The 25,897-nt window shown below is 27.8% G+C and carries 39 protein-coding genes and 1 pseudogene; 4 read left to right on the forward strand and 36 right to left on the reverse strand.

Going from position 1 to position 25,897, the window contains the following annotated elements; genetic code table 11:
* Nucleotides 1-13: 13 nt before the first annotated feature.
* From AC4FQ1_RS01695 to AC4FQ1_RS01760, 14 genes are all read right to left on the reverse strand, one after another.
* Nucleotides 14-319 carry a Gp15 family bacteriophage protein gene (locus tag AC4FQ1_RS01695; RefSeq protein WP_491168968.1) on the reverse strand — a complete coding sequence of 102 codons (306 nt, stop codon included), beginning with the start codon at nucleotides 317-319 and terminating at the stop codon, nucleotides 14-16.
* 16 nt (nucleotides 320-335) lie between these two features.
* On the reverse strand, nucleotides 336-704 hold the full coding sequence (locus AC4FQ1_RS01700; RefSeq protein ID WP_491168764.1) for a hypothetical protein: 369 nt from the start codon (nucleotides 702-704) through the stop codon (nucleotides 336-338).
* Nucleotides 705-716: 12 nt separating this feature from the next.
* Nucleotides 717-1,178, reverse strand: coding sequence for a phage tail tube protein (locus tag AC4FQ1_RS01705; protein ID WP_491146997.1), 462 nt, complete (start codon nucleotides 1,176-1,178; stop codon nucleotides 717-719).
* Nucleotides 1,179-1,188: 10 nt separating this feature from the next.
* Entirely contained in the window at nucleotides 1,189-1,575 is a 387-nt protein-coding gene (locus tag AC4FQ1_RS01710) for a phage tail terminator protein (protein ID WP_491168765.1), read from the reverse strand.
* Nucleotides 1,575-1,958 carry a hypothetical protein gene (locus AC4FQ1_RS01715; protein ID WP_491168766.1) on the reverse strand — a complete coding sequence of 128 codons (384 nt, stop codon included), beginning with the start codon at nucleotides 1,956-1,958 and terminating at the stop codon, nucleotides 1,575-1,577. The genes AC4FQ1_RS01710 and AC4FQ1_RS01715 overlap by 1 nt, the downstream gene beginning before the upstream one ends.
* Nucleotides 1,959-2,286: 328 nt before the next feature.
* A complete protein-coding gene (locus AC4FQ1_RS01720) occupies nucleotides 2,287-2,649 on the reverse strand; it encodes a head-tail connector protein (protein ID WP_491146993.1) in 363 nt (120 codons plus the stop codon).
* Between the two features lies 1 nt (nucleotide 2,650).
* Nucleotides 2,651-2,938: a hypothetical protein gene (locus AC4FQ1_RS01725; RefSeq protein ID WP_491146992.1), complete on the reverse strand. Its 288-nt coding sequence runs from the start codon at nucleotides 2,936-2,938 to the stop codon at nucleotides 2,651-2,653.
* Between the two features lie 14 nt (nucleotides 2,939-2,952).
* On the reverse strand, nucleotides 2,953-3,915 hold the full coding sequence (locus tag AC4FQ1_RS01730; protein WP_491146991.1) for a major capsid protein: 963 nt from the start codon (nucleotides 3,913-3,915) through the stop codon (nucleotides 2,953-2,955).
* Between the two features lie 37 nt (nucleotides 3,916-3,952).
* The gene (locus AC4FQ1_RS01735; protein WP_491168767.1) at nucleotides 3,953-4,555 is read right to left on the reverse strand and encodes a phage scaffolding protein; all 603 of its coding nucleotides are present in this window, start codon (nucleotides 4,553-4,555) and stop codon (nucleotides 3,953-3,955) included.
* Between the two features lie 95 nt (nucleotides 4,556-4,650).
* Nucleotides 4,651-5,889, reverse strand: coding sequence for a phage minor capsid protein (locus AC4FQ1_RS01740; RefSeq protein ID WP_491168768.1), 1,239 nt, complete (start codon nucleotides 5,887-5,889; stop codon nucleotides 4,651-4,653).
* Nucleotides 5,870-7,384, reverse strand: a complete 1,515-nt coding sequence (locus AC4FQ1_RS01745; protein ID WP_491146988.1) for a phage portal protein — start codon at nucleotides 7,382-7,384, stop codon at nucleotides 5,870-5,872. The genes AC4FQ1_RS01740 and AC4FQ1_RS01745 overlap by 20 nt, the downstream gene beginning before the upstream one ends.
* 2 nt (nucleotides 7,385-7,386) lie before the next feature.
* A complete protein-coding gene (locus AC4FQ1_RS01750; RefSeq protein WP_491168769.1) occupies nucleotides 7,387-8,736 on the reverse strand; it encodes a terminase large subunit domain-containing protein in 1,350 nt (449 codons plus the stop codon).
* A complete protein-coding gene (locus AC4FQ1_RS01755; RefSeq protein ID WP_491168770.1) occupies nucleotides 8,729-9,154 on the reverse strand; it encodes a terminase small subunit in 426 nt (141 codons plus the stop codon). Before AC4FQ1_RS01755 ends, AC4FQ1_RS01750 begins: the two co-directional genes overlap by 8 nt.
* On the reverse strand, nucleotides 9,147-9,440 hold the full coding sequence (locus tag AC4FQ1_RS01760) for a hypothetical protein (RefSeq protein ID WP_491168771.1): 294 nt from the start codon (nucleotides 9,438-9,440) through the stop codon (nucleotides 9,147-9,149). Before AC4FQ1_RS01760 ends, AC4FQ1_RS01755 begins: the two co-directional genes overlap by 8 nt.
* A 97-nt stretch (nucleotides 9,441-9,537) precedes the next feature.
* Between AC4FQ1_RS01760 and AC4FQ1_RS01765 the strand changes: the two genes are divergently transcribed.
* Nucleotides 9,538-10,494: a hypothetical protein gene (locus tag AC4FQ1_RS01765; protein WP_491168772.1), complete on the forward strand. Its 957-nt coding sequence runs from the start codon at nucleotides 9,538-9,540 to the stop codon at nucleotides 10,492-10,494.
* A gap of 361 nt (nucleotides 10,495-10,855) precedes the next feature.
* Here the strand turns inward: AC4FQ1_RS01765 and AC4FQ1_RS01770 are convergent, their stop codons facing one another.
* The 20 genes from AC4FQ1_RS01770 to AC4FQ1_RS01865 form a co-directional block, all read right to left on the reverse strand.
* Nucleotides 10,856-11,329: a DUF722 domain-containing protein gene (locus AC4FQ1_RS01770; protein ID WP_491168773.1), complete on the reverse strand. Its 474-nt coding sequence runs from the start codon at nucleotides 11,327-11,329 to the stop codon at nucleotides 10,856-10,858.
* Between the two features lie 127 nt (nucleotides 11,330-11,456).
* Nucleotides 11,457-11,981, reverse strand: a complete 525-nt coding sequence (locus AC4FQ1_RS01775; protein ID WP_491146982.1) for a cysteine hydrolase family protein — start codon at nucleotides 11,979-11,981, stop codon at nucleotides 11,457-11,459.
* Nucleotides 11,982-12,237: 256 nt separating this feature from the next.
* The gene (locus AC4FQ1_RS01780; RefSeq protein ID WP_491168774.1) at nucleotides 12,238-13,491 is read right to left on the reverse strand and encodes an erythromycin esterase family protein; all 1,254 of its coding nucleotides are present in this window, start codon (nucleotides 13,489-13,491) and stop codon (nucleotides 12,238-12,240) included.
* Nucleotides 13,492-13,547: 56 nt separating this feature from the next.
* On the reverse strand, nucleotides 13,548-13,961 hold the full coding sequence (locus tag AC4FQ1_RS01785; protein ID WP_491168969.1) for a helix-turn-helix domain-containing protein: 414 nt from the start codon (nucleotides 13,959-13,961) through the stop codon (nucleotides 13,548-13,550).
* 346 nt (nucleotides 13,962-14,307) lie between these two features.
* Nucleotides 14,308-14,592: a hypothetical protein gene (locus tag AC4FQ1_RS01790; protein ID WP_491146979.1), complete on the reverse strand. Its 285-nt coding sequence runs from the start codon at nucleotides 14,590-14,592 to the stop codon at nucleotides 14,308-14,310.
* 253 nt (nucleotides 14,593-14,845) lie between these two features.
* A complete protein-coding gene (locus tag AC4FQ1_RS01795; RefSeq protein ID WP_491168775.1) occupies nucleotides 14,846-15,322 on the reverse strand; it encodes a Holliday junction resolvase RecU in 477 nt (158 codons plus the stop codon).
* Nucleotides 15,323-15,326: 4 nt separating this feature from the next.
* Nucleotides 15,327-15,674, reverse strand: coding sequence for a hypothetical protein (locus AC4FQ1_RS01800; protein ID WP_491168776.1), 348 nt, complete (start codon nucleotides 15,672-15,674; stop codon nucleotides 15,327-15,329).
* 109 nt (nucleotides 15,675-15,783) lie between these two features.
* Nucleotides 15,784-15,996 carry a hypothetical protein gene (locus AC4FQ1_RS01805; protein ID WP_491168777.1) on the reverse strand — a complete coding sequence of 71 codons (213 nt, stop codon included), beginning with the start codon at nucleotides 15,994-15,996 and terminating at the stop codon, nucleotides 15,784-15,786.
* Nucleotides 15,997-16,003: 7 nt separating this feature from the next.
* Nucleotides 16,004-16,378 (reverse strand): HNH endonuclease, encoded by a 375-nt coding sequence (locus AC4FQ1_RS01810; RefSeq protein WP_491168778.1) that lies wholly within the window; start codon nucleotides 16,376-16,378, stop codon nucleotides 16,004-16,006.
* Nucleotides 16,378-17,094, reverse strand: coding sequence for a hypothetical protein (locus AC4FQ1_RS01815; RefSeq protein WP_491168779.1), 717 nt, complete (start codon nucleotides 17,092-17,094; stop codon nucleotides 16,378-16,380). The genes AC4FQ1_RS01810 and AC4FQ1_RS01815 overlap by 1 nt, the downstream gene beginning before the upstream one ends.
* A 15-nt stretch (nucleotides 17,095-17,109) precedes the next feature.
* Nucleotides 17,110-18,012 (reverse strand): DUF1351 domain-containing protein, encoded by a 903-nt coding sequence (locus tag AC4FQ1_RS01820; RefSeq protein WP_491168780.1) that lies wholly within the window; start codon nucleotides 18,010-18,012, stop codon nucleotides 17,110-17,112.
* A gap of 12 nt (nucleotides 18,013-18,024) precedes the next feature.
* Entirely contained in the window at nucleotides 18,025-18,702 is a 678-nt protein-coding gene (locus AC4FQ1_RS01825; RefSeq protein WP_491146899.1) for an ERF family protein, read from the reverse strand.
* 11 nt (nucleotides 18,703-18,713) lie between these two features.
* Nucleotides 18,714-18,884: a hypothetical protein gene (locus AC4FQ1_RS01830; protein WP_491168781.1), complete on the reverse strand. Its 171-nt coding sequence runs from the start codon at nucleotides 18,882-18,884 to the stop codon at nucleotides 18,714-18,716.
* 28 nt (nucleotides 18,885-18,912) lie between these two features.
* On the reverse strand, nucleotides 18,913-19,068 hold the full coding sequence (locus tag AC4FQ1_RS01835; protein WP_491168782.1) for a hypothetical protein: 156 nt from the start codon (nucleotides 19,066-19,068) through the stop codon (nucleotides 18,913-18,915).
* Nucleotides 19,069-19,163: 95 nt separating this feature from the next.
* Complete coding sequence (locus tag AC4FQ1_RS01840) at nucleotides 19,164-19,379, reverse strand: hypothetical protein (protein ID WP_491146896.1); 216 nt, start codon at nucleotides 19,377-19,379, stop codon at nucleotides 19,164-19,166.
* On the reverse strand, nucleotides 19,379-19,615 hold the full coding sequence (locus AC4FQ1_RS01845; protein WP_491168783.1) for a hypothetical protein: 237 nt from the start codon (nucleotides 19,613-19,615) through the stop codon (nucleotides 19,379-19,381). The genes AC4FQ1_RS01840 and AC4FQ1_RS01845 overlap by 1 nt, the downstream gene beginning before the upstream one ends.
* Nucleotides 19,616-19,634: 19 nt before the next feature.
* Entirely contained in the window at nucleotides 19,635-19,820 is a 186-nt protein-coding gene (locus AC4FQ1_RS01850) for a hypothetical protein (protein WP_491168784.1), read from the reverse strand.
* Between the two features lie 70 nt (nucleotides 19,821-19,890).
* Nucleotides 19,891-20,049, reverse strand: a complete 159-nt coding sequence (locus tag AC4FQ1_RS01855) for a hypothetical protein (RefSeq protein ID WP_491168785.1) — start codon at nucleotides 20,047-20,049, stop codon at nucleotides 19,891-19,893.
* A 75-nt stretch (nucleotides 20,050-20,124) separates the two neighbouring features.
* A complete protein-coding gene (locus tag AC4FQ1_RS01860) occupies nucleotides 20,125-20,916 on the reverse strand; it encodes a phage antirepressor (RefSeq protein ID WP_491168786.1) in 792 nt (263 codons plus the stop codon).
* 10 nt (nucleotides 20,917-20,926) lie between these two features.
* Nucleotides 20,927-21,142 carry an XRE family transcriptional regulator gene (locus AC4FQ1_RS01865; RefSeq protein ID WP_491168787.1) on the reverse strand — a complete coding sequence of 72 codons (216 nt, stop codon included), beginning with the start codon at nucleotides 21,140-21,142 and terminating at the stop codon, nucleotides 20,927-20,929.
* A gap of 188 nt (nucleotides 21,143-21,330) precedes the next feature.
* On the opposite strand from AC4FQ1_RS01865, the gene AC4FQ1_RS01870 reads away from it, so the two are divergent.
* The 3 genes from AC4FQ1_RS01870 (at nucleotide 21,331) to AC4FQ1_RS01880 (ending at nucleotide 24,109) form a co-directional block, all read left to right on the forward strand.
* Complete coding sequence (locus AC4FQ1_RS01870) at nucleotides 21,331-21,819, forward strand: helix-turn-helix domain-containing protein (protein WP_491168788.1); 489 nt, start codon at nucleotides 21,331-21,333, stop codon at nucleotides 21,817-21,819.
* Nucleotides 21,820-21,842: 23 nt separating this feature from the next.
* The gene (locus AC4FQ1_RS01875; protein WP_491168789.1) at nucleotides 21,843-22,310 is read left to right on the forward strand and encodes an ImmA/IrrE family metallo-endopeptidase; all 468 of its coding nucleotides are present in this window, start codon (nucleotides 21,843-21,845) and stop codon (nucleotides 22,308-22,310) included.
* An 83-nt stretch (nucleotides 22,311-22,393) separates the two neighbouring features.
* Nucleotides 22,394-24,109, forward strand: a complete 1,716-nt coding sequence (locus tag AC4FQ1_RS01880; protein WP_491168790.1) for a recombinase family protein — start codon at nucleotides 22,394-22,396, stop codon at nucleotides 24,107-24,109.
* Here the strand turns inward: AC4FQ1_RS01880 and AC4FQ1_RS01885 are convergent.
* Together AC4FQ1_RS01885 and AC4FQ1_RS01890 are read right to left on the reverse strand one after the other, a co-directional pair.
* Nucleotides 24,092-24,877: pseudogene (locus tag AC4FQ1_RS01885) on the reverse strand (FAD-dependent oxidoreductase); the annotation flags it as partial. The gene AC4FQ1_RS01880 and the pseudogene AC4FQ1_RS01885 overlap by 18 nt on opposite strands.
* Complete coding sequence (locus AC4FQ1_RS01890; protein ID WP_491168791.1) at nucleotides 24,874-25,863, reverse strand: sulfide/dihydroorotate dehydrogenase-like FAD/NAD-binding protein; 990 nt, start codon at nucleotides 25,861-25,863, stop codon at nucleotides 24,874-24,876. The pseudogene AC4FQ1_RS01885 and the gene AC4FQ1_RS01890, both read right to left, overlap by 4 nt.
* Between the last annotated feature and the right edge of the window lie 34 nt (nucleotides 25,864-25,897).

Raw genomic sequence — 25,897 nt, forward strand, 5'->3', positions numbered from 1 at the left:
CAAGCACCTAGATTTAACTAAATGCTTGTTTAAATAATTCTTGTATTTCTTTTATTTGCTGTTCTTTTTCTTCATCTGTCATTTCTTCTAATTGCTTACTTCTCCACTCATCTCTAATTTTATGTTGTTCTTTGGTGAAACTCTTTAATATTTCTTCATCTTCTTCACTTCTTATAGAAATAATTTGTCCAAGTGGAGTTTTAGGCATTATTCCACTAAGTAAAGTACAGAATTCATCCCAACTCATATCTGATTCATTTCTTAATCTAATACCATATTGAGCGGTAAATGAAGCATCTATAAGCTCCCAATCTTCAATTAAATCATACCATTGATTATTTTTCTTCTTGTTGAAATCGCTCTATTTCTTTTTTACCCATTTCCTCGATTTCTTCAAGTTCTGAATTAGATATTCCAGCCATTATAGCATTAACTATTGTGTTATACCCTTCCATACTTAAATCTAAGCTTTCTATATAGTCAAAGGCATCTTTCCCTAAAGAAGCTTTTATTATTTTTTCTATTAATTTTATTTCGTCTACTTCTTCATTTTTTTCTTTATCTTGCTTATTCTTTTTTACTAAAGATTGAATATATACTGCATTGTTTTTAGTATTATTAATCTTATACTCATGTTCTTCATCTATTTGCACTATTGGTTTTACATTAACTAATTTATCCATTATATTATATACTTTTGCCATTATTTATACCTCCTAGTGACTTAGTGTTGGTGATGCTGGAGTATATGTTGGTTTTCCATCACCTTTTAAATCAAATTCAAGTGGAGCAACCTTTGTACTATCATCTCCGCCTACATTTTTAACATCAATTACACAATCAAATGAAAGCTTTGATCCATCTGGAAATTCTATAGCTCCTTTTGTACTGCAATCTAATCCATCTTTCCATGCTGTTGCTGCTACATAATCATTTCCTGGATCACCTACATTTCTTTTTCCTTTTAAAGATATAGAAAAACTCTTTCCAGTCATTAAACTTCTTGCCCATCCCGCTGTGTCCATTGGTGTCCAATCTTCAACCTTACCATCTATTTTTATACCAAAGTTCTCCATGTCAGCTATGGGCTGCATATCTTTTTCTTGACTTTCTTTTCCTTTTGTACCTATCTTAAATTTAAGATTATATACTGGAAATACTCCTGTAAATCCTGCCATAATATATTACCTACCTTTCATGTATTATATTTACTTCTATCACATATTCATATATACCGTTTTTATCTGTTCCAACACTTATAGGTTCACTAGTTCTCATATTAAAATCTATAACTCGCTTTCCTCCTATAATAGCATCTTGTCCAAACAACGAGTTAAATACTTCTTGTGCTTTTTGTTCTGCTATATTAGCATTCTTTCCCCAATGTATTAATATAGAAATAGCCTTAGTAGAATAGCTTGTATTTTCTAATCCACCTAAGGCTATATGACTTATTGGTCCTCTTATACTATAGATACCTATACATTGTTCTTTAGTTCCATCTATCTTTCCTATATGCCATTGAGGACATTCTATTTTAGTTTTTAAATATTCTCTTATTTCACTTAGCAACATTACTTAATCAATCCTTTGCTAAACATTTTTAAAAATTTAGAATAAGTATCTGTTACAAATTCTTTGTTATCTCCATCAATATAAGACTGCATCCATCTTCCTTGTGCATTTATATTTTTATCTTGTCTAAAATTATACTCTGGATGCCAGTATAATCTTCTTGCATATGGTGTATCAAAGATTATAGATGTTATTCCATTATCTAACCTTGATAAATCAACAAAACCACTTCTTTCAAGTTCTCCAGTATCTTTAGGAACTACGGCACTCGTTTTAATATCACTTAAAATAGCTTCTGTAGTTTCCTCTAAAGCTTTGTTTTTAGCATTTATTATTGTATTTATCTTTGCTCTATCTAATTTTATTGTTACTTTAGACTTCATTATATAAGCTCCAATTCAGTACTAAATACAGAACCATCAGGATTACGTGGTCTTGATGATTTATAAATATCTTTTTTTATATCTCCAATTTTAATATATCCTTCTATTAATTTACCTGGATTAATATCACCTTCAATAATAACTTTACCTGAAAGCGTTACTAGCCTTCTTTCAGCATCAAGTGTTTGCTTACTCTTTTCATTATAATTACATAATCCATCATAAATTAAATCCTCTACTGGTTCACCATCTTCATTAATGAATGTTTGGTATACTTTTACGGGAGTATTTAAAATTCATTTAGGAAACGGTAACTTAACACCCATAATTATAACCTCCTACTATTTAAACCTGTTTGAGATATATAATTAATAACTTCCTTAGTTGTAGTTATTCCGTTTACAATGCTTCCATTAAAGCTAACAGATGTACCTCCAACACTATAACCACTTAAAGGCATATTAATAAATTCACCATACTGCTCTATAAATTCAGCTTGTAAGCATATTGCTTTTTTAATTTTATCTTGTTGAAATGGAGATAAATTTTTAAATTCTATTCCTATTATTCTGTTATGAGTTAAAGTATCAATCTGATCTGATGCTCTTTCTAATTTATTCTCTAAGTTATCATCATCAATGATTTTGCCTTTAAATTCTTCTTTATAATATGAACTATCTACATAAGCCATATTATTCTCCCTGTTGTTCTGCTACTTTAATTTTTTCTATTATTCCACTTTGACTTGTAGCTTTCCCTATATCTATATTATTTTCTTCAGCATAACTTACTAATTCTTCTACTGACATATTATCTATATTTTTCTCTACTTTTTCTACATCTTCTTCTATAACATTATATCCATGTTCTTTAAACCAACTAATTAAATCTTCATTAGTTGTTTCTCCAATTCCATTACAAAAATATACACTAGCACTAATGCCAGTGTATTGTTTATTTGGTGCTATTATTTTAGCCATATTAAAACTACCTCCTACTTAACTTTTATATTTCTAAATACTCCTGCAGCTTTGCTAGCTTTTAATGCTATAGCTGCATTCATTTCAACTTCACCTGTTTTTACTGCTCCTGCTGTTTTAAAATCAGGTAACCATGTTTGTACTGGTGATACTCCAGCCATAGATACTCCATGTAACCCATCTAAACCTAATCTAGCAACATATAATGATGTTGTTCCTTTAGATGAATCAGTAGCAACTACATCTTCATTAGTTCCAGGTTTTGTACCTAAATCTACAAAAGGGATATTTCCGTATTGTTCTACTTGTTGTCCCCAATCATTCTTTGTTACTTGATACATACTAGCTCTTCTAGCACATGCTCTTAATTTAGATATAAGTTTTGTGTTACCTGCTATAAATGATGGTGTTCCATCTAATGTAGTTAAAAATTCATCTAGCATATCTAAAAATGCAACGTAATTATCTGTTACAGCTTTAGAAGTTGATAAATCAATTATATTATCTCCACCAGCATTATATTCAGTAGATGAACCTTTAAGTGCCTTTTCTAATCCATCAAACGCCTTACTATCTGTAGCACTGTCTCCATTTATAAAGGTATCATTAAATAATGCTTGAGCTGCTTTAATTTTTTGACTTTGTTGTAATTCTACTTCTGAAATAATTCCACCCATATTGGCTATAACTCTGTCAATTTGATAACTACCACCAAATATTTTTATATCTACTGAATGTCTTTCTTTAGTAACTTCACTTGGTGAATATTCTGTATTAATATCTCTAAATCCAGCTTTTGGTTGTGTTTTTAATCTAGTATATGAATAAGTAAGTGTTGCCCCACCACCTGTAGGTGAAACTGCATCATCAAATATTAAATGATCTAAAATCCAATTTGACTTTCTAAATTCATCTATTACTCCCATTTGTAATGCATCTTGTACATTTAATTTTGCCTCTGCTAATGTTACTGGCATATAAAATCATCTCCTAATTAAAATTATTTTTATAAATTTATTTTTGAATTTGTGATTGAATATGAGATGCTATAGCATCTCTCATACTAATACCTGGATCATTATGTTTTTGATTTCCATCATTACCAACTCTAAAACCTGGTAATGGATTATTATTATTGTTTTTTTCTTCACTCTTAAATAAAAAAGCTTTATTTTCTGCTAAACTCTTAACCTGTTCATCAAGTCCTGTAACTTTTCCATCTTCGCTTAATATTAATTTTGTTTTATCAATTAACCCTGCCACTAAATCAGTATCTTGTGCTTTTCCCGATATAGCTAATTTAATAGCATTAGTTAATTTTAAATCCTTAAGCTCTGCTTGATGATCTTCATCTTTCTTTTTATTATCAGATTGAAGTTGTTCAATTTGCTTTTTAAGTTCTTCATTATCACCAGTTGATTTTTTCAAATCTTCTAATTGTTTATTTCTATCTTTAATGTCCTTTTCTAATTGTTTTTTAGACTGTGAAACCTCATCAAATTTAGATTTTTCAATATAATTAGCACTATCAACTAAATCAATATTTTTGTATTTACTTTTTATATCTTCTGGTAAGCTATTAAAACTATCACCTAATATCTCTTTTAAATTTGCCATATTAATCAATCCTTTCTTAAATATTAATAATTTCATGCACAGTTTAATGTCTTAAGCAAATTTTGGACAAAATAAAAAAGCCTTATTTATAAGACTTAAATTTCTTCTCTATAATAATTTCTTCTAAGTTCTTTATTATCACTTAAAAGGTTTTTCAACATATCTTTATAGTTTTTAATTTTTATATTTGCATTATTTTTGTTGTCTTCATCTAAAGAACCTATATAAATTCTTTTCCACTTTCTTATCTGTCTTTCATAATATCTTTGCTTTTGCTCTGCTTCATACAACTTAATAGCTTCTTTACCATCTTGAACTATTGGCAATCTTGTTATACCTGGAAAGTATGTTGCTAGTGTATGCCTACAGTTAGGATGTAATAAACCTTCTGTTATAGCTTTACTAAGTAGTGTATATTCTCCATCTTCTTTAGTTCCATTGCTAAATAAATCATCAATAAGTATTTTACCTTGCCAAGGCTCGCACATCTTACAAGTATTTGCATGAGCTGATACAACTATTAAATGTATTCCATACTCATCTCTTTTTTTGCCTTCACCTAAGAATGTAGCTCTTTGACTTGCTGTTCTTAAGCACATCTCTGCGTAACTAGCAATATTAACTCTCTTGCCATCTTTATAAACTATACTATTTATCCCTTTGTCTAAAAAATCTTTAGTAGCCATATCTATAGCTTGATTAATAGTCTTAGTACCACTTTGTAAATAAACATGAGTTTTAAATATAGTTTGTCTATAAACATCATCCATTTTTCTTAAAACAGAATATTGAGCCTTTTTCAAATCATTTGTTACAGCTTCTTGTAATGCATCTAGCTTCTTTTCATTAACTCCAAAAAAGTTTTCTTCCTTAGGTGGTTTACTTTCTTTTCCTAGCTTATTTGCTATATATTCTTTAACTGTTTGAGATTCCTTTATATCTTCTGGAAACTGTACTTTAACACTATCAACTAAGTTTTCTACATACTGTTGACCACTAATAAACTTATCTTCTAATTCTCTATCTATTGCTTCTTGAATAGGCTTATTATAACTTCCAACTATTTCCTTATTTCTTTTTTTGTATTTTTCTATCTCCCTAAGTTTAGTACGTTGCCATTGTTCCCAATTAAAACCCTCTTCTTGCTGTTGTTTTTTATGAAAATAAAAAGCCCTATGCATAGATGATATTAAGGCAAGTTCCATTTCCTCAAATATCCTTCTTATGTCATAAGACTTATCTCTTTCTTTTTTATGATCTTCTAATATCTTTTTCTTTGTTATACCTTCAAGTATTTTACTTAGCTTTGATGGATTATTGTTGTTCTTGTCCATCTTCATCAACCTCTAAATTCAAATCTTCATCATCTATTGATTTAGGTTCATCAGCTTCAAGGTATCCATTCTGTTCCTTTATTCTTTTAATTTCTTCTTCCTTTTCTTCATCTGTCCATGTATCTCCATACATTTCTTCTATACACTGCTCTATTGACATTACACCATAACTTTTAGCCTTACCTACAGTTTCTACCTTATCATCAAATGATGGTGAAGCGTACTCTCCAAAATCTACAGTAATATCTATGTCATCAATAGCTTTATTTCTATTCAATATACAATTGACTTTAAGCAATGTATTTATAAGTTGTGGTATAACTTCCTGTAATTCATCTACTATTTTCTTTCTAGTATAGAGAGTAGTTTTTTCCTTCTCTCTTTGTGCTTCCGCATTATCCAACTTCTTTAAGTCTATACCTAAAGTTGCAGGACTTAATATGCCTTGTAAACACATATCTAGTGATTTTGCATAACTTTCAATAAAAGCTTCGTATCTTATTTCTGGCTGTATCATATTAATTTCATTTTTAGCATCTTCTGATAAACTTGTACCAATCTTTATAAATTGATTATCAAAAGGATTAGGCTCCATAATTTGCCCTTGAGAATTCTTAGGTAATAAATCCTCTGGTATATATTTTTGTACCCTACCACTTCTTATCGCATCTATCCATTGTGATATTACTTCATCTAAACTATCAAATGCATCTGATTTATTATCAAATAATGATTTACCTCTATTATTCCATTTTTGAGATTCAAAAAACTTTAAAGGTACAGCCATTATAAATTTACTATCATAAGTTACATCTTTTAATTCTGATAATTCAGGAACAGTATTTAATGGAACTTCTGCGCCTTTTTGATCTATAAGTTTATTCCTTATATATCCCATTCCAAATGTTTCTATTAATCTATAATTATTATTTCTAACAGAATAATCAGTATAAAATAATACTTCCTGTAATCTACCTCTTTTTATTATATAATCAACTCTTTCTCCAGAATAAAATTCTAAAATAGGGTATGGAGTAATATCAGTATCAATGGTTATCTTATATGCTCCATCACCAGTAACAAGTGTTTCTACTAATGACTTTTTTAACAATTTATCAAACTTATTATCATTACTTATTTTCTCCCATTTATTTAATAATTCCTCGTTCTCAATTGATATGTTATTTATATCACTTATAATAATATCTGCTAATGTTTCAACTAATATTGCAGGTAATCCAGAATGCATTTTTCTTATATTTAGTTTATCACTTGGAACTGCTGCCCAAAATCTGCTTTTACTTACTTGATCCATTACTGTTCCTTTAAAAAATTGGTCTAACTCTGATGGATCACCTCTATACCACATTCTATTTTTCATAACATTTCCTTCAAAAGATAAAGGTTCTTTTATAATTACAGGCTTAGATATAGCAGGTTGTATATCTAATAACTTTATAGCTGCATTAGTCAACATACTCTTAATCCACCCCATTTCTATTCCTCCTTATAATCTCCTATCATTTTTCTAAATGGTATCCATGCATACTGACAAGAGTTAATTGTATGGTCATTTGCATCTTCTGGCTCATACTTATCTTCTTTCCATGAATAACACTCCAACTCCCTTGTATGCTCTTTACAAGTATCTACAACATAATAAAATATTTTGCCATTAACATTTATCCAACCTAACATTAAATGTATTCTATCTAATATAGCTACCTTCTTATAAGAATTAATAAAGTTATACATACAAGCGTTAGTTCTTTTAAACTTCTTAAGCTCTGTTATTGTTGCTTGGTCAGCACAATCTATAAACACATCTCTAGCGAATCCCCAATCTTTTCTATTCTTCTCTAAGAACTTAAAGTATTTAGGAGCTATATCACTAGGTGCTAAAGGTATTTCTAAATCTTTATTGTTATATACTTCTTCATCTAGCATTACTAACTCTTTCTTATCTGTAATACCTAAGAAAGTAAATGCAAATGTATCTGGACTATTCTGTGAGTATGCTGTATCAAGTCCTGCTGTAAATTGAATAAATTTCATTCCTTTAGCTTTTTCTTTAGATATAACATTATTCTTTCTTTCAAAGTTAGAGAATATTAAACCTGTTGCTCTACCTCTTAAGCCTAATATCTTATTTTTATATAATTTAGTTCCCTTAGGAGCACTTGTCTTTTTCTTCTCTATATCTTCATCGCTTAATGATGCATTATCATAAAAAGAAAAGAACCAATAAGTCCAATTAGGCTTTGGTTCTGATTTTAATTGTTCCATTATTTCTTTTGGAACATCCTTCTTATATTTTTCTAATGGTCTACAGCAATTAATAAATTCATCATATATAGGTAAATTAGGATCATCTGGATTAAGTGTCATCATAAGATAATCATTTCTAGTACATATTTCTCTTACAAACTCAATACTAGCTGTGTTAACCTCATCTATAAGTACACATCCAAATTGAGAACCTAAAGCCATCTTCCATTTATCTACGTTATCATAACCTAGTATATATATGATTTTTTCTCCATTATTAGTTTTGTACCTTATATGAGGTATTTTATTATCTTTATCTCCATTACCGTTATATCTGACTAAATCACCAAATACATCAGTAATTCCATATTCTTTTTGTATTATATTCTTTTCAGCAACACCAGTTGTTTTAGCTGCTATAACATGCATTTTCTTAGTAGATTCTGCAACCATTAACATAAACTTAAGTATTCCTACTGTAGTTTTTCCTGCTGCTGTTGTTCCTTCTAATGCTTCTACTGGTGCTCTATATTCTAAAAAGTCTAGATACTTATCAGATAATTTATATTCATCACTCATTTTTATTTCTTTCCTTTAGTTGTCCTAGTATAGAATCTAGTTTAGCTGTTGAATTAACATTTAAGTTTGTATCTTTCTCAACCTTATCTACAAATAATCTATATCTTTTGCCTAATAACTCTGCTGCTTTAGTTCTATCTTGAAGAGATGCATCTAATCCAAACTGGTCTTTTTCTTCTCCCCTCATAACTTTTGTTAAGTATTGAAGGACTTCTTCACCTTTTGCTATTCTCTTTTCATCTAAGACTTTTATTCTTTCTTCTATATATGATTTAACACTAAGTTTTTCTAAGTTCTGACTTCCTTGTACATTAGGCTTTTTATATCCTGCTCTTCTTGCTGCTTCTGTTGCATTCCCTAATTCAATATAATAATCTGCAAATGCTTTCTGTTTTGGTGTAAGCTTTTTATTATCCATCTGCTCCACCTACTTCTTTATATATCTCAACTAATTTTAAAAGTATTTCTTGTTGTTTAAATGTACTTAATATTTCTACCTTAACTTTAGAATACTTATTAGGATCTTTCTTATCATCTGGATACATTTCGTTATAATCTTCAACATCTATTAAGTGAAATAACTTATATACAGTACATACATTTCCTGTTTTATTACTTATGAATTGTTCTCTATTTACTAAATATATATATTCATAAATATTTAATCCTTTTATTAACTTATTTATTTTACCTTGCATATTCATAATTTCACCTCAATTCAATATCGTAAAATGAAGGATTATTTTTCCTTTTATAGAATATTTATTATTAGAAATATTTTAAATTTATAGGAGGAAACTAATGAAAAAAAATATTAATAAAATACCTAAAAATATAACTGATAAAATCATAAATCTAAATAATCCAATAATAACATTTGGTTATTTAAAAATATCTAAAGAAGATATTATACAAAACAAATATTCTAAACTAGGAATTAAATTTGAAAACAATAAAATTACTTATAACCAAAATATCCTACCTGATATTAGTCAAGGAAAATATTCCAAATATAATATAAATGGTAAAGTAAGTGGACCTTTAAAACATTTGCCTAAAATTACTAAAAGTTATTCTCATGATGCTCCTAATTTTGGTGATCCTTCAAAAGGTTATCATACAATAACTATCAATAGAGAAGTTTGGCAGAGAAAAATTTTTCCACCTAAATTTATAAATTTAATATTTGAACTTGAAGAAAACCATGAAAATGAATTATTTATCTTTAAAGTATTTACAGATAGTAAAATTGATACTAATTCTGAAACATTTGAATATGACTTATTATTCAATTGCAATTTATTACAAGAAAATATAGGCAATTTTGATATAACAGATAAAATAGATTCCGAGTCATATATAGATACTTTATATGTTAACTGGGAAATACTTCCCCCAGGAGAATCTAGTTTAAATTTAATAAAAGCTTTATTAAATAATAAATCTAACAAATCAAATAGTTCACAAGATACTTCAGAACGTATGCTTTTTTTTGAAAAACTAGGTGTCAAAAAATATATTCGTGGAACTAATTCATTTAACTCATATATAGGAGCTATTTTTGATAATGATGTAGTATTGCTAGAAAACTCATCTTATGGTAATGCTGCTTACATATTAAAATCAGATTGGCAAACACTAAGTAAATTAAGTCGTACAGAATTACTGTCCAATTATAGTGATGATATCATTCGAATACCTCACAATAAAAATTGGAAAAATAACCTTAAAAGTGCTTTACTAAAATTAACGCAATAATTTTTTATTTGTAACTTAAATGAGTTTCCTTATAGGAGCTCATTTTTATTCTTCATAAATAACTACAAATACAAAAGAACCTAGCCTAGACTAGATTCTTTAGTAAACTTACTAATAGCACTTGTAATCCCTACTATTAGTCCTATTTAATTATAATAAAGGGGAACTTATGAGAGGAAGGTGAATGACTTGCACATTCATATTAACACTTGTCCTTCCACGTTGCAGGGAACATAATCCCTGCCTAATATGAAAACAGGAGGATTGCATAATGAACTGACTTCAATCTGCCCACATCTATATTCTAGCACAACATTTTGGGTATTTGTTGGGGGTAAATTGGGTATAAATTGGGGGTATTTTATATTATAAATTTTTCTTGTTTACACTTATCTATAAATATAGTTTTACCTAATTTAGTTATTGCATCCTGCCTTATTTCTTTTCTTACATAATCTACATTAAATCCTAAAATAGATGCTACTTGATTCCATGATAAAGTATTTCTATTAGTATATTTAAACTCTATTAACTTTCTCTCGCTATCATTCATTCTTTCTACTGTACTATCTATTTGATCCTTAAGTGTTTTCTTATCATTTAATTTTTTTGATAACATTTTTATTTCTTTTTCTTTATTTAGTATCTCATTCTCTACTGAACTATTAAATTTATTAGTAGGTCCTGATTTTTCTTCATATCCTATAGCTCCACAACCTTCATAATTATTCTTTATATTATTTATTTCTAATTCTAAACATCTTATTTCTGCTTCTAATTGTGGGTAACTATAAAGTATTGCTTCTGTTTTTCTGAATATATTTTTATCTATCATTTATATCACCTCTAATTTTTTATAAAAAATACCGCATATTCATTTTTGAATAATACGGTATTTTAAGTAATTTAATATTTAATTTTAGTTTCATAATATATTAAAATTATTCATTAATATACTCTATTTAGCGTTCCAACATATTAAATACCTTATTAATAGACATACATTTAGCATATCTATCATTCCACATAAATTCATTATAATACTTATAACTTTGCTCTCCACTAAAGAAGTCATTATCAACAGTTGAGTTAGCATAGCTTGGTACAATCATATTAAGTCCATGTTCAAAACCACACTTTATGGTAGCATCAATACATTTATCAGTTTGAAGTCCAACAACAATTATATCTTTTTCACCCTTTTCTCTTAAATATTCTAACAAACCAGTTCCTCTAAATGAACTATTTACATTTTTTACAAACACTTTTTCTTGTTCCATAGGCTTAAATTCTTCGTAAACTTCAAATCCATCTTTTCCTTTTGTTAAATCACTTTCTACTCCATCATCATGTATTACATATAATACTTCAATATTATTTTTCCTTGATGTATTAATTAATTCCCTAATATTTGTAATAAAATTTTCAAAATTATATAATTTACTATTTACTAATAGTTTTTGTGTATCAACGACTAATAAAACCATTTATGTACGCCTCCATTATTTTATTAAATTCCCATTTATTTATATATTATCAGAAAAATTATCAATTCACATTATATAACAATTACGAATCAATTATAACAAATTTTTACAACACCGTAATATTCAATTTTAGTTTCATAATATATTAATAATGAGAATTAACTATAAAAATGACTGATACTATTTGATATATAGTGCCAGTCATTTTTACTACTTATACTAACAAGTAAATAATCTTAACATAGCCTTTTAATATTTATTTTTCTGTGATTATTTTAGTGGGATTCGCATCTGTTACAAATATCATACTATCGTAAAGTACCGCAGGTGGTTGAAATATTCGGTAACTTGGAGGAATAAGACGCATAAACCAAGAATAACTTTCTCCAAGATTACCCATATAGGTATATTGTGAAATTAATTCAGCCAGCTTAGAATTTTTAGGAACATTTGCAAAGTCCAACCAGCAAATATCTAATCCAGCCATTTTTGCGGTTTTAGCCAATGGATTATGAGAGTAAAACACTTGATTTGTACGCCTTGTAGATGAGCTGGTTGGCATATTACACTTAGTTCTATAAAAATCTGTGCCTATTACATAGTAACCATTATCTGCGTTACTTGAAAGCAACTTTCCCATTGAATCGAAGCTACCCCATTTAGCCACATGACTGTTATGCCCCGTAACAAATATACGCTCATTCCCCCTCTGTTGCTCTTGCTGCAATATCCATTCAACATTCTCAGCCATAAATCTGTCTCTTAATGTACTGCCATCTGTTTCTGTTATGTTTTGAAGTTCACAATATTGCAATAGCATATCTGCAAAATGTATTGCTTTACTAGAATCTTGCTTGCTCTTAAGTTCATTTTTAACTTGAGTTATGATTTCCATTCGATTAAGGTAATTGTATTCACTACTCCATTTTTCGCCATCTATAAGTTTTTGTAAACTATTAGTATCTACCCCTAGTTCTTTGCAGACTTCATTTAAGAATTGAAAACTGTAAGAAGTTCTTTGCATATCAAACCCGTAAAAGCGAAGATCTTCACCTTCCTCTGCACTTTCATTATACTGTTTCATATACGAAATAAGCTCAGCCATCTCATTCGTGCGATATATAGTAAAACCAATAGCCTCAGCTGATTCTTGAGCAGTTCCTTCTCCACCATGTATGTAGCGATTTACTTGCTCACAGCCACCATAGTCCCCCTCAAGCACAAACGCTCTCACACCATAGTCTTCCACCATTTTTTTGAATACATCGAGCTTAAGCTGTTGGAATTCTACATTACCGTGTGTAGCTTCTCCTAAGGCTATTATTTTAGCATTTTCTGGTATTGTGATATCTTCCACAGATTTTGCATATTTAGCAAACTCTTCTGGATTTGTATTTTCTCCTGTACTAAATCCGCCGAAGTGCATAAATATGAATGCTACCAAAGCTATTACTACTAATATTCCAAAGACTATATACCATATCTTAGAGTGTTTTATTCTTTTTTTCATAAATAAGACTCCCCCTTATTATTAATATGAATTTCTCTACGTCATACTTATCATATCTAATGTACTTCGTGTAATAGTTCTTCAGCAGAAATTTCAAATAATCTTGCAAGTGCAATTAAATTGGACGTACTTGGCTCAGATGTTCCATTCTCCCATTTAGATACCGCTTGTCTACTTACACCTATTGCCTCTGCAACAAACTCTTGAGTCATATTAAAGTCTGTTCGATGCTGTTTTAAAACTTCACCAAGAGATTTCCTGATGATTGACTTTTCTTTTCTAACATCTCCTGATTTTATATATTTAATTAGTGCTTTCATAATAAATATACCTACACCGATAAAACATATTATCACTGTTAGTCCAATAAGAAGTATGCCACCAAAAATGGCTACTCCTAAAAAATCAAGTTTCATACTATCAACTCCTTTCTTAGATTTACTGTAACAATATTTTGTGTTTGACACCACCAACTATCTCGCTATTTTCAGTTGCACTTTGGTTGCAAGCGTAAAACAGTGTAATTTAGCTATTTTCTATCATACTTAAATTTATACTTTATCAGTGTTATTACTTCGAATTATGAATTAACTATAACAATTATGAATTAATTATAACATATTTTTACAATACCGTAATATTCAATTTTCAAAGAGCAACTTTTCTAAAAAGGTTATTATTTATATCAACATTTGTAATTTCTTAATGTTGAAATAAAAAATACCGCATATTCATTTTTGAATAATACGGTATTTGAGTTATAGTTTTAAATATGTACTTAATAAATTGGATTTTAACACATTAAATTTATAGAAACTAATCTAAATTTTCAACATATTGTTTTGCTTCTATTAAAGACATTTGTGTTTGTTCACGAATTCTTTTAATGGCTTCAACTTCTTTCCCAGTTCGTTTTAAATGGATAACTAATTCTTTTAATTCATCAGAAACCCAATAAGAAGATAAATTATCATGTCCTGTTAGCTTACATAATTCATTTAAACGATCTTCTTGTATTTTTATTCTTTTCTTCAATACAGAAATTTCATTAAATGCAAGCATACCAGCTATGATAAATAGTAAAACAATAAAATATTCCATGTGTTTTCCTCCTTATTATAACTTTTAATTTATAATTATAAGTTGATTATAACATATTTTATAAATACCGTATTATTCAGTTTTTAAAGAACATTTTCTATTAATAATTAAGTTTTTATCTCCAATTTTTTAGTTTGTTTGGTTATATTCATATAACCTACATTTTAATTTGTTATGCTTTAATATTTGAGATATACTTTGATTTTATTTTTAGTTATTTAATAATCATTTACGAGTATATCTATTAAGAATATTATTTCCTAAAGAAGTTATCTAACTCGTATCTAAATCTAACTTTCTTTTTAATCCCTTCAATTTCTATTCCATTTTCTATACACCATTTAACAGGAATACTCTTTCTCTCTGCCTTTTTTATAAAGTCTTGTACATTTTCTACTCTAACGGCGTAAACCTTCTGTAATGGTCTAAAATTTAACATAAAATACGGCTCTATGTTTTTATAGTTACTTGCCTTTAACATTTCTTCTAATTGTGTCTTTCTTATGCCACTTAAAGGAATACTTACCCCGTTATAGCTCTTAAGTTCTAACAGGAATAATTTATTTTCTGCAAATACTTCAAAATCACATACATTATGTGCTTGAAATCTTACCTTTTCATTTTTTACATTTCCTATATTTGCAGTTCCATCTTTATATCTATTGCACCAACACCAACTAGGTATTGATTTTTTAAAATCTTCTTCAAACTTTTTACCTTCATTCTTCATTTAATTATCTCCTACATGTTGCAAATGCTCTATTAGGCTCTAAATACATTACTTTAATCATATGGCTTGATAACATATCTTTAGTTACATCTACCCACTCTTTATTTTGTTTTATTTGCAATTTACTTGAAGAAGGATTAACTATATCTGCTATATTAAAACATTCTGTATACTTATCTAACTTAACAACTATATAAGTTTTCTTAATTAATATAATCTTGCCTATAAATTTAGTTACTCCACTATTTCCATCCTTCTTAATAACTCTTATATTAAGTCCTCTCTTTAACATTATTTCACCTTCTATCATTTGATTTTCATATGAGAATGAAAAGTTATAACTATAATTCAATTCATTCTCATATTTATTATTAATAATCTTCCTTAATTCTTAAATCTTCTTTAGCACTTTTCCAAATAATTCTGCTAGTAACACCTACATCATAAAGATATTTGCACATTTAACCTAGCCTTTCTTTTATAGCTGCCTTTTCTCCACGTCCTAATTCTTTCTTAATATCACATTTAATCTTTGACCATCTATTGTAAGCTTGAAAACTATCTAACATTAATCTATAAGCTCCTGCAACATCATTTTCTTGTATGTTATTAAATCTGTTATAAATGCTATTAAATAATTTCACTTCCTCTTTGTACTGTTCTTCATAATTCATATACACCTCACAGAATTAATTTACCACCCATACAAGCTCTTATAATATCTTCTCCAATATATTTATCATCTTGTGGTAATAAAGTCTTTAAAAGCTTGTCTACTTCTTTTAAACTTATATTTAATTTTTCTTTTATTTGTTCTTTAGTGTAATAAATATTTGCTCCAAACATTAATTTTAAATTATCTTGTAATCTTTTCTTTAACTCCTGGTCTAATTCATGTCCATATATACCATGAATTCCATAATTACCTTTGTGGTGCTCCCAACATAATGGTATTAAATTATATTTGCAATCTATTAATGCAGGAGCTTGACTTCTTTTTATTATGTGATGAATTTCTACTAAGTGATTAGAGCCACAAACTTCACATATTTTCATCAAATCACCTCTATTCTTTTATCTAGTTGCCAATCTATTCTAGGTATATAACCAGATATTATTTTTTTATCTATATCATTTTCTGTTTTTATAGATATAATCTTTTCATTTTCTTCTATATTAGAGTTCATAAAAAACCTATAAGCATTTTCTCCTAATAAGCTATAAATTTTTCTACAGGTCGGAGTTGGAAAGGATAGTGGTTCAAGTTTAGGTATATCTTCTTTCCTTTCTTCCCCTTCTTTAACTTCTTTAATTTCTTTATATTCTTTAATTTCTTCTTTTGTGTACCTTTTGATGTTTTTTTGATGTTTTTCTGCTGTACCTTCTGATGTTTTTTTGATGTCCTTTTCATTGTTTTTTTGTTGTTTTTCTGTTGTACCATCACCTTGGTAAAAGTCATAGTTTTCAAGGGTTAACATTGTTCCTTTTGTTGTACCTTTTTTGATTATCATTCCTTCACTTTCTAATAACTTAAGGTAGTCCCTTATTTTATTCCTACTCCAACCCCATCTTTCAGCTAATTTTAATTCGGAAGTGTAATAACTTCCTCTAGGAATTTCTATAACTTTATTGCCTATTATTAACTTTTCATCTTTCCATCTCATTAATTGGATAAGGTCCACAAATGCTTTAAATTTTTCTGCATCTTGAAATATCCAATGTTCAAAGATGGCTCTATCTAGTTTTATAAATCCTTTTGAAGACTTATCCAAATTAATCACCTTTTTCTACTTAACTTTTCCTTTATTGTGAACCTCGTAATTATATCCATTTTCTTTCAAGAACTTACTTAAAGATTGGATCATATCAAAATTATGTTCTACATAAACATCTACAAAGAATTTATCTTCTTTAATTTCTTTCTTAGAAGCTTCAACTTTCTTACTAGAAAAATCTAAAGGTACTTTAATAGCTTCTTTTTCTTCTTTGATTTCTTGCTTAGTATTATTTTCTGCTTTTAATATAATGTCAGCTTCTTTATTTATTTCATTTAAAATCTTTTCTAACGGATAATCTTTTGATACATATACTTCAAATTTCTTATAATCTAACTTTGTATTAATATTTTCATTTACTCTATCAATTTCATTCTTAACTGCAACTTCAAGCATTTTAATTCTTGTTTTCTTATCTTCTTGTTCTCTTTTAAGCATCATTGCTCTCATTTCAACATCTTCTTTAATGCTCTTTATACTTCCAGTTAATTTTAAATAACTATCCTTTAAACCTAATTTATCTGCATAATCTTTTTCTAATTCAAAATTTTCTATTGCTGCATTAATTATTTCTAACACTTTTTGTTTCTTTTCTTCTTTACGTTTATTATCAAAACCTTTTATGCCTTCTTTTATCGGTTTCTCCACCTCTGATATAAGACTGATAAGTTCCTTACAGTTACTCTCAAATTCTTTTATAGGTACTTCCATTTCTCTTTTAACATCTTTTCTATAAGTATCTATCTTATTTCTAAGACTTGCTAAATCTTTTTGAGTTGCTTTACAGTCCTTTAAGCCTTCTTCTGTAACTATAATCCCTTCATACTTTTTCATTGTTTCTTGAAGTGATCCTTTTACTTCCTCAAAGTTCATTGTTATTACTGGTAATTGTTTATTTACTTGTATCTCTTTCATTTCTCACCTCTCCTAAAAATCAAAATCTTCTTGATGTTGTTCTAATTCCTTCTGATGCTCTTCCTGTTGTTTTTTCAAATCAATGTCTTTTTTCTTTTTTTCTTCTAACTTTGCTTTCTTTTCCTTGAAACTCTTAAGACATTCATTAAACATATCATTTGTTATATCTTCAACTTTCTCAACATTAGCCCAAGTCAAAAAGCTTTTAATATCTGTTTTAGTTTCTGCTATTAATTTATTTATAGTGAATACATGAGCTTTACTTATTTTTTGACTAGCAAATGCTGCTTCCTCATCTATTTCACCAGAATCTATCACATCTGATTCTGCTATTTCAAAGGCCATCATATATAAATATCTTCTAGCAAAGCTTTGTGTTCCTCCAATATTTTGTATAGTACTACATCCTTTTAATTGTGCTACTTCTACTGGTGTACTCCACTCTCTTTTAATATCTGGATTATCTGAATCTATTACATAAAGAAACGATTCTTTTTCACCATATTTAAATTCGGTATAAAGTCCTATGTTATTGCAAATTTCATTTATATAAGGTAGAAAATCTCCTAGTTCAAAATATTTATAATTAGAGTACTTATTGTGACCTGTTTTTTTAAGATCCTTTTTTTGAAGCTCTACTCTTGCTATCTGTATCTTTTGAAATATATTTAATTTCTTTTCTTCTGCCATTTATATTCCTCCTAATCATCTGATAACTTAGTTAAAAAATATAATTTATCTTCATTACTGTTGTATTCAATTCCGTCTAAATAAAAATTTGGATTTTCAATATCATAAACTTTATAGTTTGATTTATTAAACTCTTTAATCTGTGCATTTATAGAATTTATTAATATTTCTAAAGCACTCATACTAGCCTCCCAAAAATGTGTTATAATATTAATGGATAATTTCCAAAATAATTGACTTTGTACCTTGAATACTTTGGTCGGTGTCAAGGTACTTTTCTTTTACCTTTTCTATTGCTTCTGCAGCTGAAATGTTTTCTTCAAAATATATAATCGCTGCTTCTTTTGCAATTTCTAACTTATCCATAAACTATTCCTCCAATGTTATAGTTTTTATGAAGTTTTCCTTTTCTTTTTTAGTCATTGCTAAGCCTAAAAGACTTCTTATAAATTTAATCATTACTACATAACTCCTTTCTTTCTTAATTTACAAACTTTAGACCTTATAGATGCTTCTGGTCTTTCTAATGCTAAGCTCATTTCAGCAGCACTTATTTTTTCATACCAGTTTATTAAATAGTCTAAATCTTCATCACTCCACAACTCACCTGTTTTACTATGAAATCCTTCTGTGTAGGCTATCCTACCTTGATTATCATAGTTTAACTCTCCTTTCATTAGCCTACAGCTCCATCATCTAAGTTTTGGATTACCTTTTCTAAAACTAATGTCCCCTCTCTTTTCATTAGTTCACTTATTAATTCATCTGTAGTAAAAACTCCTGCTCCAAGCATTATTAAATCCATCACTTCTTCTAAAGCTTTTACATCATCTTCTGTACTTTCTATGAATTTTTTATTTTTGAAATTATCATGCAATTCTTCTACTTGCATATACAACTCTTTCTTGTTCATTCTTAAATCCTCCTAAAAATTAATATAAAAGTACTACTGGATTAGTAAATAATATAAATCCTATTAATCCACTTAGAGATATTATTAAATATTCAATTTTATCTCTTTTATTGTTTGATACTATATACTTACTTGCTGCTATACAGAATGTTATTATCTGTAATAAAGCTATAATTGATATTATTAGATACTTCATTAAGTTCATAAATTTTTCCATCCTACATATCTTTAATTATGTTAACAACTTAATTTGGTGGACTACTCCACATCATTTGTTAATCTAATCTCTTTTCTAATCCCTCAGCTATACTCATACTTCCTTCTGGTCCAAACTTTTTATATACTATATCTGCCAAAACCTCTGACATTTTCTTTTCAAGCTTGTCCATATCTTTAGGGAAGTTCAGTTCAACTTCATAAATTTTCTTTGCCATAAAATCACACCTAAAATTTTTTCTATATATTTTATGATTAATAACCATTTTGGTTACTATTAATATTTATCTTGCTTATGAATTAATTTCTTTAATAAGTTTATTTATTATATAAACTTGCCCTTTACCAGTTACCCTAGTTGTATATTTAGTTTCTACTCCATGACTTCTTTGAATTACAAACTCTGATTTTTCAAATAGCCCTTGCTCTAAAGCTCTTTGCATTGGTTTAGTTGAACCTTTTTGAATAAGACCCCATTCCCTAAGTTTGTTCCAAAGCCTCTTTTCTCCAATTTTTATATTTTGCTTAGTTACTAAATGTGCTACATCTCTAACCAATATTGAATTTGAACTTGCTGATATTTGATTTAAGAATCTATTTTTTTCTTCAAGTTCTTTTATTTTAGTCTTTAAAAGTTCATCTTTTTTCTCGATTGTCTTTTGGGATATTAAAAGTGCTTTTGCCATTATCTCTGCTTCTGACATCTCTTCATTAACTGGAATATATCCTCCAGTCTTTCTTATCTGTGGTAATACTTCTGATGTAATCCACTTTTTGAATTTCTTAGCTTCTTTCTTATCGCTTCCTAAAATTGCATTGTATAATCCACTTTCTGTTATAAATGTTGCTTTAGGTGAAAATTTAGATAATCCTAATTCACCGAAGGTTACTCCCAATTTGGTCGCAACCTCATTTGATTTTATTTCTATTTTTTCATCGTCATCTAATCTTTTTAGCATTTTAGATGTTTCAGAGTAATTCAAAGCTTCTGCTAATGGATTAGCTAAAAATATTGGTTCTCCCTCTTTAACTATTGTTTTAATAACACCAAAACTTTCATTTTTAAAAATCATTAGATTATTCATTGTTTTCCTCCTAACTAACTTTCTTTGTTTCTTCAATATCAAACAAATACTCAATACTTAATTGTGGGAAAAATTTCTTTTTAATCTTAAATGCTTCATCCAACTTAAAACTATATTTCCCATTTATTTTGTCGCAGATAGTAGCCACTCTTAAATCTAAAAACTTAGCTATTTCTTTTTTTGTTATACTCTTTCGTGCCATTTCTGCTAATAAATTTCTATACATATCGTCACCTCTTTTTTGTTTACTAAGTACTCAATTTCGCACTCGTTGACTTAATATTATACTCATTTTCGTATATTGTCAATGCTTTTTTACGAAAATGAGTATTTTTTTATTTACTTTTTAGTTTTATTACGATATAATATATTCAAGATACGAAAAAGCGTAATAATAATAAAGAGGTGGATAAAATGGATAAAACAGAATATTTGAAGCAATTAATAAGTGATACAGGTCTTAAATTGAAAACTTTCGCTGAAAAGGCTGATATACCATATACAACTCTAAGGTCTATGTTGGAAAGGGGTATAGAAAATGCTTCTGTAAATAATGTTATGAAAATTTGCAGAACATTAAATATAAGTGTTGAAACTTTATATACTAAGTGCAATCAGAGTATATCCTTAACTTCTACTGAGGAAAACCTTTTAAACAAATTCAACAAGCTAAATACTAAAGGTAAAAAAGAAGCAATAAAAAGAGTTGATGAACTTTCAGAAATTCCTAAATATCAAAAAGAAAGTAATGTTACTACTCTTCATAATAAAGAACATCAAATATGGGAAGATGAAGGAAAAGAATACCTTATGCCTATTGCTTGTCATAATGATAATTTATCAGATGAAGAAAAAGAAAATATGGATAATATAATTGATGATTTCCTAAAACATAAAAAATAATTTTTAGATGGGGGTTGTGATTCATGACAAGATATGAAAAGCTACTAAATAGTGCCCATCTTCAAGGAATTAATGTTTATGAACTAGATTTAGGTATAGACATTCCATACGGAAAATGTGTTGGTAATAATATTATTATCAATAATAGAAGTACAGAAAAAGAAAAATTATGTGTACTTTTAGAGGAATTGGGTCATTTTAAATATACAGTTGGTAATATTACTAATCTAAAAGATATAAGAAACTTAAAACAAGAATATACAGCTAGAAGTTTTAGCTATAAATCTTTAGTAGGAATAACCAAATTAATTGAAGCTCATAAATCAAGAATATCAAATCATGATTTAGCTGATTATCTTGGTGTTACAGAACAATTTCTTTTAGAAGCTCTTTCTTATTATGAACGTAAATATGGAAATTGGTATGAAATAGATAACTATATAATTAGATTTAATCCACTAGGTGTCATTGAAAAATTTCAAGACTTCTAGTGATTATTTTAAAGTCTCAAAGAACGTACGTTCGTAAATAAATTTTAATACTTTACAATATAATTTTATAAGGAGGGATTAATTTGAAAAAGGTAGCTATATATTCAAGAAAATCAAAGTTTACTGGTAAAGGTGATTCAATAGAAAATCAAATAGAAATGTGTAAAGAACATGTTAGAAACTTTATTTCTAAAGATGTTGAATTCATTATCTATGAAGATGAAGGATTTAGTGGTGGAAATATAAATAGACCTCAATTTAAAAAGTTAATGAAAGATATTAAACATAAAAAGATAAATTTATTAATTTGCTATAGATTAGATAGAATCAGTAGAAATGTTTCTGACTTCTCTTCTGTTCTTGATACTTTACAAGAATATAAAGTTGATTTTATTTCTATAAAAGAACAATTTGATACTTCAACTCCTATGGGTAGAGCTATGATCTATATTGCTTCTGTATTTGCACAATTAGAAAGAGAAACTATAGCTGAACGTATTAAAGATAATATGCTTGAGATGGCTAAGAACGGTAAGTGGACAGGTGGTAAAATACCAGTAGGATTTAAATCTAAAAAAACATTCTACTTAGATGATAATGGGATTAAAAGACAACAAACTATATTAGAGCATGATGAAAAAGAAATTGAGTTTGTTAAATTTTTATATGAAAAGTATTTAGAGCTTGGTAGCCTTCATAAATTAGAAATATATACTCATGAAAATAACATAAGATCTCATAGTGGAAAGTTATTTGAAAAAAGTACATTAAAAATTATTTTACAAAATCCTATATATGTTAAATCAACACAAAACGTAACTACTTATCTTAAAAATAATAACTGGACTATATATGGTGAACCAGATAATATTCATTCTCTACTAACTTATAATAAAACTGAAAGTGTAGTTAAAAAAGGTAAACTTACAAAAGCAAATAAAGATATATCTGAACGTATAGCTTCTGTAAGTAATATAATTGGATATTTAGATGATAAACTTTGGCTTAAAGTTCAATTACAATTTGATAAAAATAAGTCTACATTTCCTCGATTAGGTAAAACCCATAATGCTCTTTTAGTTGGTAAATTATATTGTGGCAACTGTGGTAGCCGTATGATTATACAACATGGAAAGACATCAGTTAAAACTGGAGAAAAGTTATTTTATTATGTATGCTCTTTAAAGAAAAAATCAAGAAAAGCTTTATGTAGTATTGATAATGTAAAGTTGTCTGAAATAGAACATTTAGTTTTAAAATCCTTAAAAGATTTAAGTTATAATAAAAAAGAGTTTATAGATTCTGTAAAAATAAAATATAAAAAAGAAGCAAATAAATCTATAGAGCTACTTTCTTTAAATAAATCATTAGAAGATAAAAAGCAACAAATTAATATTTTAGTAGATAAACTTGCTCATGATGATAAAAACCTTTTAACAGATATATTATTTGAGAAAATATCTATCTTAAAGAAAGAATGTATTGATATAGAAAATAAAATAGAAACTTTAAATAAAGAAAAAATTAAAATAGAAAATTCATCACTAGAAATATCTTTCATAGAATCTCTATTGAATAAATGTTCCTTTATTGATAAAATTAGTCATGAAGAACAAAAACAAATAATAAATGCATTAATAGATAGTATTTATTATTATAAAGAAGATGATGATAAATATAAAATAAAAATAAACTTTGTTGGATCTATTGAAGAAATAAGTTCTTCAAATTTAGATAGTAATTGTAAAAGGCAGCTTGATAAGTTGTCCTTTTACTTACACGGCATGTCCAGTATCTAACAAGATAATATTTTCTGCAAATTCTTTTAAAGCATATTGCTGACAAACTTTACTACTTAACTTATTATAATTTACATCTTCTTCTGGTATTTTAAGTATTACTAATCCCTTTTCATCTAATTCATTTACTATTTCTTTTGATAAACTATCTTTTGATAATTTACAAGACCCAGAAAAGGCCCCTAATTCATCACTTGCTCTTTCACCTTTTATATCTTCAATATTGCATCTTTCACTTATACTAATTCTTGGTCCAAATGCCGGACATCTTAATACACACATTGAGCATCCATTACCATATCTTAAGCAATTTCCCATAGGTCCAGTTGATCCAGTTGTTTCTATAAATACATCTCCATCTATGCATGTATCATCAGCCAATACTATTTTTTGTATTAATTTATCTTTAAATTCTACATCCTTAACCCTAGTTTCCATATATAAATTAATACCCATATTCTTCAAATGAGATTTAACTAATCCTTCTACTAAATTTACATCATATAAACTAGCATGTTTATGACCTGGAAACTCTATATTTTTATGTCTTGCACAATCATCAGTAATTTTAATTAAATCCCCTGCTCCTAATGCAATTAATTCTTCTGACGCAGTAAATCTTCCATTATTTCTCATTATCCCACCTACATTACCAAGTCCAAGAAGTAAGTCAGTTTTTTCAAATAAATGAACATCTGCACCTGCTTTTTTAGCTGTAATAGCAGCTGCAACCCCAGACCAACCTCCACCTATTATAACTACCTTCATATTAATCTCCTTTCTTCAAATATGTTTCTAGGATTTGTTTGGATTTTACAAAATCTTTTTACCTTATGACCTTTATATCTAGCTGTACATGCTCCACAAACTCCTTCGCCACAACACATTTTAAAATTATTACAACAAGATAATAGTACTTCATCTTTTCCTAACTGATGCAAATAATTTATAATATTATATGTCAATATATCTGCTCCTCCTATGTGTATATAATTAACTCCTTTTTCTATATTATTATATATTCTATATTTCAATTCATCTGTTAATTTTCCATTTACCAATGTATTTATATTTAGACTACTATCAACATATTTACTTACAAAGTTATCTATAAATTCTTCATTTAATGATGAATAATCTAAAATACAATCAATTGAACAATTTTGTAATCTTAATTTTCTTAATATTGGAATCATAGGAGCAATTCCTATCCCTCTTCCAATTATCATGCAATTAGTGTTTGCTTGTTTTTCTATATTTTTAATTCCAAATATTCCATTCCAATAAGGTGCTCTTATATTTATAAAATCTCCAACTTTAAAATTTAATAATTTTTTCGTTTTAATTCCTCTTATTTCTATAGCCATAGTTATACAATCATTATTTGTATTAGATTCTAATATTGATATAGGAAAATCAAAATTTTTATCATCATCAGGACATAAAAAAACAAAACTTCCTGGATTAATTAAATCCAAAGCTAGTTTGTGAGTAACTTTTATTTTAATTACTATAACTTTTCCATCATAATTTTTTATATCTAATATATTGCAATTAAACTTTTCTCTTTTTTCTTTTGCTTTATTTCCATTGTTAAAAAATTCCTGATATATACAAACTCCTTTCCAATTTATACAATCACAAAAGCATTTACCTTGCAATTGTGAGCATAAAATACATTCACCCGTTTCTGCTAATTTGCATGGACAATATTCACTCCCAGCATCAATACAATCTATGTCTTCTCTAATCATTATTTCCCCCTAAAACTTATTTCTCCTAATAAGA

This window comes from Clostridium sp. TJA020 (genome assembly GCF_058310295.1).